The organism is Chloroflexus sp., from assembly GCF_034435895.1.
Lineage (GTDB): Bacteria > Chloroflexota > Chloroflexia > Chloroflexales > Chloroflexaceae > Chloroflexus.
On sequence record NZ_DAOTWH010000289.1, the window covers coordinates 1 to 6,259 of the forward strand.

Sequence of the window (6,259 nt, forward strand, 5' to 3'; positions counted from 1 at the left end):
TATGCCCCTACCGACGCCTCTACGACAACGGCACCGCCAAGATTTGATTCGCAATCCGGGCAATCGCCTCGCCGTAATTATGGCCGGGACTGGCCCAACCGGCCCCCTGCGCACCCAGCGGGTTGTGAGCGCGGCCTAGTTGCTTGATCGTCTGCGCGCTGCCGCGAAACGCGCGCGGGAATGGCCGGTAGCTCAGCGCCTTGGCGATCAGCTCGCGCTGGGGCGGCGTTTCGCTCCCTTCGCGCAGCGCATAAGCCAGCAACCGCCCGATTTGGGCCGGGATCGCATCATCAGCCCACGTCGCAAAACTCACCCCCGCCTCCCAGCGTTGGCGTTGGGTATTGTAGGCCCAGCCGCTCGGATTGGCCGGCTGGTGCGTCTGCCACTGGCCGGTCACCCCGATCCCGGCGGGATTACGCTGGGGGCGCTGGCTCCAGAAACTGGTCAAATTGCCGGTTTCGTGAATCATCTGCGCCACCGCCAGCACCGGGTCAACCCCCACCGGCAAACAGATGCGCACATACGCCGGGATGATGACATCGGCAATATCCTTCTCGGTATACTCGCCGTGCGGACGGCTGAGGATATAGCGGCTCATCTGATCCATCGCGGCGGTCTGCGGCCCCAGAATTGGGCTATCGGCAGTGTACATCACAGCAACACTCCTTTACACGCGAACTATCGGCGGCGCATAGTCAACCCGTGGGTGATAGATAGATTGTAATGTGTTTACAAAGACCGTCTTGATCTGGCCCAACTCACGCATGGTCAAGGGGGCATCGCTGAGTTCGCCTTCGCGCACGCGGGCATCGATAATCGACTGCACCAATTCATCGAGGGTGACAGCGCCGTTCGCGGTGCGTTCACCCGGCTCGCCGTTACGTTTCGCGATCAATTTGCCATGTTGGGCCTTCGCGCGCACCGTCGCCTCAACCGAGTCGGCTAGCATCAAGATCGCCTGCTCGCGGGTATGGGGACGGGGGCCAGGGTAGCGAAAATCGCGTTCATCGATATTGTCGTAGCGTTGGAGGGCCTGCTGGTAAAAATGGCGCACTAAGCCGGCGCCGTGATGGGTCGCGATAAAATCGACGATCTGTTCGGGCAAGCCGGCAGCGCGCGCCATCTTGATCCCCTCGCGCACATGATCGATGATAATCTGGGCGCTGATATAGGGATCGAGATCGTCATGCACATTCTCACGCCCCATCTGGTTATCGGTAAAGAAGGCGGGGCGAATCGTCTTGCCAATATCGTGATAATAGGCGGCCACCCGCAACAAGAGCGCATCGGCGCCGATCGCCTCGGCAGCAGCCTCGGCTAGATTACCAACCGCGACGCTATGGTAATACGTCCCCGGCGCTTCGCGGATCAACTTGCGCAAGAGCGGGCGAGACGGATGGGCCAACTCCATCAACTGCAACGCCGTCACCTGCCCGGCCAGCCGGCCAATGACATTAAACAGACCAAACGAGAGAATCGTTGTCAGACCGCCATTAACAATGGCGCTCAACACCGTGGCAAGCATCCAGTCACTAAAGCCAGAGAGGGTAAAGATCGCTTGTTGGCTGAGCCAGAAGGTGATTTCCAGTGCTACAACCGTAACCGTTACCCCTAGACCGGCGACCAAAAACGACCGCAGCCGTTCAGCGGGACGCACCAGCAAAATCGCGCTGGTTGAACTCGCAAACAGGGTCACCGCCAGCGTCAGATCATTCCCTTCCATCACGCTCATCACGATCGCCGCCAGCAAACTGGCGGCGAAACCGATCTGGCCGGTGAAGACCACGGTTGCCACCACCGCCAGCATCGCCAGCGGAAAAAAGATCGGGCGGGCATCGTAGATCAGCAACGCAATCCGGGCGAGGAGCAACGTCGCCACAATCGTACCCACCAAGACAAACAGCGACCGTGCTTGCTCGGTGAGGTTGGGTTGAAAGACGCGCAAATAGCCGAACAGACCAGCGCTGAGCAAGGCAGCCAGCAAGCCGTAGCCAAGTAATTCCGGCCAGCCGAGCGGGCGCGGCATTGCGCCGGTGGCTTGCAGCTTCTCAATATGGGCCGGGGTGACAATCTCACCGGCGCGAATGATCATCTCGCCGGCCAGCACCTTCACCTCAACCGGCGCGACTTGCGCCGCCGCATTGGCTCGCCGTTCTTCGGTCGCAACCGTATCAAGGGTACGGTTCACCCGCAAAAAAGCGGCGGTAATGGTCTGAGCCAATTCGCGTTGGGCAGGATCGAGGGTAGTTGTCGCCAGCCAAAAATTCAGCCACCGATCGCGCAGTTGGGTGAGCGCCCGCTCATCAACAGCATAGTCATACCGTTCAATCGCCCGATCGTACAAGCTCAAGATAGTGGTGCGCAACAACGACCACGCTTCATCATCAAGCGAGAGGATCAAACGCGCCTGATCGGCTGACAATTGCACATCGGCGCTGGGCAATTCGCGCAGCGCGCGCAACCGGCCCGCCTCATCGAGGGTCGGATCGCTGCGCACCCGCCCGATCAATTCGAGGAGGCTAAACAGATTGCGGCGCTGTTCGATCGGGATCTGCGGATCGTTGAAATAGACCAGATTATCGGGGTTATTGGCCGCCTGTTTGCGCCGTTCGGCTGTCAGCACCTCACTGGTATAGATCACCTCGGCGGGCGCAGTAATGCTGAGCGGGCTCGGCTGGCCAGCCTGCAAGCCGCTGGCGCCGGGGAGACGAAAGGTAAGCACAGCCCAGATCCCGGCCCAGAGCAAGAGCGCCGCCAGCAGCAACCGCGCCTGCACACGCGACAGCGCCAACATGTGCGGTTGGACAAGCCAGCGGGAGAGCCGGTGGCGCGAAAGGGCTTTCATAGGCGCCTCTGGGTGCGAGAACGTTATGACGCGCTCAAGAGTTCGCGCGCAACCTGACTCAGGGTGCGATTTTCCGCTTTCCCCTTAAACCGTTCGAGCAAGACCGGCATCACTTTCCCCATGGCAGCGGGGCCGCTCACACCGAGTTCGGCGATCACGGCAGCCACCAGCGGGCGCAACTCTTCCGGGCTGAGCATCTTGGGCAAGTACTCGCTCAGCACAGCGATTTCGGCCTCTTCGGCGACTGCCAGATCGGTGCGACCGGCCTTGTGATAGATATCGGCGGCATCGCGCCGGCGCTTAATTTCACGAGCGATCACCGCCTCTTGCTCAGCCTCGCTCAAGGCCGCGTGGCTATCAATCGCGATCGCAGCCTTAGCTGCTTCCATTGCCGCCGGATCGCCGGCATACTTGGCTTCAATCTCGGCAATCGCGGCGTCGAACCGCTGCTTGGCCGCATCGAGCTGGGCCGCTTGCAAGGCGGCGCGAGCGGCGCGAATCGCATTCACGCGCACCTTATCACTGGCGCGCATCGCTTCTTTCAGATCGTTGGCAAGGCGTTCTTGAATGGACATAACTCTTCTCCGAATATGGTTGGGCGTAGCAATGCTATGGCCTTACAAATTGACCCGGCGCGGATAGACGCGGGCCTTTTCGGCGCTGATAATGGCTTGAATCTGGCCAACCGCTTCATCAAGCCGATCGGCGTGATTGATCACCACGTAATCAAAATTGGGCAACTGGGCCAACTCATCGGCCACCATCGCCAACCGGCGCTCAACCTCGGCGGGTGATTCGGTGCGGCGCCGCATCAGCCGGTGGCGCAGCTCATCGAGCGAAGCTGGCGCAAGGAAGATAAACACCGCTTCAGGAGCGAGCCGCTTGATCGTCGCCGCGCCATCGACATTGATGCGTAAAATAACATCACGCCCGCTGGCCATCGCCTGCCGGATCTCGAATTTGGGAATGCCCTTATATTGACCGTACACTTCGGCCCATTCGAGCAGCTCGTCATTATCGATCATCTCACGAAAGCGCTCGGTGGAAACAAAATGGTAATCAACGCCGTCAATTTCACCAGGCCGTTGTGGCCGGCTATTCGCGGTCACGACAAAATGGAACGGGAATCCCAGCTCGCGCATCCGCATCAGCACCGAGTCTTTGCCGACGCCAGACGGGCCTGAGATCACGACGAGTAGCGGTTGCGGCGGCTTACCGTGCAACACCGGATTAAGCAACTGTTCCATGCCTACGCTCATCTTATGGTATCCTGCCGGCGATAGGGGTGATACCTGCTGGTGCAACGATGTATTTTGATGCTTTGACGTTGACGGCTGTCGTTGAAGAACTGCGTGCAACGCTCTTCTTTGGGCGGATCCAGCGCGTGGTCTTGGTTGGGCCGCTCGCCATCGGGCTAGAGGTCTACGCGCATGGCCGCCGCCAGTATCTGCTGGCGTCGGCTGACGCGCAGACAGCGCGGATTCATCTGGTCAGCCAGCGCCTCAGCCGTGGCGTTGAGGGTGAACCGCCCTTTTTGCTTTTGATGCGTAAATACCTGCTCGGCGGTCGCATTGTGGCGATCGAACAACCGCCCTACGAGCGAGTCGTTTTGTTCAGTATAACGAAAGCGGCGGAGTCGCGCAAACCGCCGGTGAGCGCCGATGAATTAGCCGATGATGAGCTGGATGACGATGAGACGGTGGATGAAGCGGCATTGTTGCGCTGCGATCTGATCTTCGAGCCGCAAGATCGGCGTAGCAATATTATTTTGGTTGATGATAACAACCTGATTCTCGACGCAATCAAGCGGGTGACGCCGCGCATGAGCAGCCGGGTGATCATGCCGCGGCGCGTGTATGAATTGCCGCCAACGCCAGCCAAGCGCGATCCGTTGCGAGCAACAGCCGCCGAGATCGAAGCGGTGCTGGGGCCGGGTGATCCGGTAAAGGCATTAGTGAACGCTTATCGCGGCATCTCGCCGCAGGCAGCGCGCGAAGTATTAGCGCGGGCGTGCGGCGCGGTGCCAACGACGGGGCACAGCTTGCCGGCATACACCATCGCGGCCCGGCTACGTGAAATCGTGGCCGAGCCGCCGGCTCCGCATCTGGTGCGCGATGAGAACGGGCCGATCGCTTACGCGCCATACCGCCCGTTGCACCTGCCCGGCGCCGAGGCAATGCCGAGCATGAGCGCGGCGTTGGAAGCGTTTTACACCGCTCGCCAGCAACCGTTGGGGCGCGACCAGCGCCGGGCCGATCTGGCAGCGCGCTTGCACGCCAGTCGCGAGCAACTGGAGCGGCAACGCGAACAGATTGCGGCTGAGCTCACCCGTGCCAACGAGCTGGAGCGGCTGCGCTGGGAAGGCGAGATGATCTTCGCCTTTCTGCACCAATTGCCGCGGGGCGCAACCGAACTGGTGGTGGAAGGGGAGCGGATTGCGCTCGATCCCAGCCGTTCGCCGGTCGAACAGGCGCAAGAGCGGTTCAAGGCGTATGACAAAGCCAAAAGCGCCCGCGCCATCTTGCCCGCACGATTGGCCGAAACCAAAGCGCGGCTAGCCGGATTGGAGCAAGTATTGGCGCTCTTAGCAGTCGCCGATGACATCACCCACATCGAGCTGATCGCCGCCGAAGCGGAAGAGGCCGGCTACCTGCGCCCGTCACCTACCCGGCGCCGCCCGCCGCGATCACGCCCGTTGCAGGTGCGTTCGAGCGACGGCTTGCCGATCTATATTGGACGCACTGCTCGCCAGAACGAAGAAGTGACCTTTCGCATCGCCCGGCCTACTGATCTTTGGCTGCATGCCCGTAACATCCACGGCGCGCACGTGATCATCCGGGCCGAAAACCCGCCTGAACGGACGATTGCTGAGGCCGCGGCGCTGGCGGCCTATTATAGCCAAGCGCGCAACGACGCCGCGGTTGAGATTGACCTCTGCCGGCGCCGGGCCGTGCGCAAAATCCCCGGCGGGCCAACTGGGTTGGTCAGCTACCATCCTGAACGGACATTGCGGGTGAAGCCGCAACCTTGCGGCGAAGTGGTACAAAAGTGGTAGACGGCAGGACGCCTCATGTAGTAATCTGACCTCAAACAACCACCGCGCGGGAAACCGCAGTGCCGATAGGAAGGAGCTGCCTGTGCCGTACGTTATTGCAGAGCCGTGTATTGGAACCAAAGACGCTTCGTGCGTCGCCGTCTGCCCAGTCGATTGCATCTACGAGGGCGAAGATCAGTACTACATCAACCCGGATGAGTGCATCGACTGCGGCGCGTGCGAGCCAGAGTGCCCGGTCGAAGCAATCTTCGCCGACGACTCGGTGCCCGAGCAGTGGCAGAGCTATATCGAGAAGAACCGCAAGTTCTTCGGCGCGTAAAGAAGGCGTGGCGGCGGGGCATAGCGGCGCTATGCCCCGC

Annotated in this window: 6 protein-coding genes; 2 read left to right on the forward strand and 4 right to left on the reverse strand. The window is 60.9% G+C overall.

The genetic code is table 11. The annotated features are described in order from the left end of the window. Positions 1 to 19: 19 nt before the first annotated feature. From U9R81_RS16175 to U9R81_RS16190, 4 genes are read right to left on the reverse strand one after another with little or no spacing between them, the layout of a single operon-like run. On the reverse strand, positions 20 to 652 hold the full coding sequence (locus U9R81_RS16175; protein ID WP_322496463.1) for a glucosaminidase domain-containing protein: 633 nt from the start codon (positions 650 to 652) through the stop codon (positions 20 to 22). A 15-nt stretch (positions 653 to 667) separates the two neighbouring features. Next, positions 668 to 2,845: an HDIG domain-containing metalloprotein gene (locus U9R81_RS16180; protein ID WP_322496458.1), complete on the reverse strand. Its 2,178-nt coding sequence runs from the start codon at positions 2,843 to 2,845 to the stop codon at positions 668 to 670. Positions 2,846 to 2,868: 23 nt separating this feature from the next. Then, positions 2,869 to 3,420 (reverse strand): GatB/YqeY domain-containing protein, encoded by a 552-nt coding sequence (locus U9R81_RS16185; protein WP_322496459.1) that lies wholly within the window; start codon positions 3,418 to 3,420, stop codon positions 2,869 to 2,871. Positions 3,421 to 3,462: 42 nt separating this feature from the next. Then, positions 3,463 to 4,092 (reverse strand): guanylate kinase, encoded by a 630-nt coding sequence (locus U9R81_RS16190; RefSeq protein WP_322496460.1) that lies wholly within the window; start codon positions 4,090 to 4,092, stop codon positions 3,463 to 3,465. 59 nt (positions 4,093 to 4,151) lie between these two features. Between U9R81_RS16190 and U9R81_RS16195 the strand changes: the two genes are divergently transcribed. Both U9R81_RS16195 and U9R81_RS16200 read left to right on the forward strand, forming a co-directional pair. Further along, positions 4,152 to 5,900, forward strand: coding sequence for an Rqc2 family fibronectin-binding protein (locus tag U9R81_RS16195; RefSeq protein ID WP_322496461.1), 1,749 nt, complete (start codon positions 4,152 to 4,154; stop codon positions 5,898 to 5,900). 82 nt (positions 5,901 to 5,982) lie between these two features. Next, positions 5,983 to 6,219: a ferredoxin gene (locus U9R81_RS16200; RefSeq protein ID WP_322496462.1), complete on the forward strand. Its 237-nt coding sequence runs from the start codon at positions 5,983 to 5,985 to the stop codon at positions 6,217 to 6,219. The last annotated feature ends 40 nt before the right edge of the window (positions 6,220 to 6,259 follow it).

Excerpts from the sequence above, each read along its gene's own strand:
- U9R81_RS16185 (WP_322496459.1), bottom strand. The coding sequence starts at position 3,420 with ATGTCCATTCAAGAACGCCTTGCCAACGATCTGAAAGAAGCGATGCGC.
- U9R81_RS16175 (WP_322496463.1), bottom strand. The coding sequence starts at position 652 with ATGTACACTGCCGATAGCCCAATTCTGGGGCCGCAGACCGCCGCGATG.
- U9R81_RS16195 (WP_322496461.1), top strand. The coding sequence starts at position 4,152 with ATGTATTTTGATGCTTTGACGTTGACGGCTGTCGTTGAAGAACTGCGT.
- U9R81_RS16180 (WP_322496458.1), bottom strand. The coding sequence starts at position 2,845 with ATGAAAGCCCTTTCGCGCCACCGGCTCTCCCGCTGGCTTGTCCAACCG.
- U9R81_RS16190 (WP_322496460.1), bottom strand. The coding sequence starts at position 4,092 with ATGGAACAGTTGCTTAATCCGGTGTTGCACGGTAAGCCGCCGCAACCG.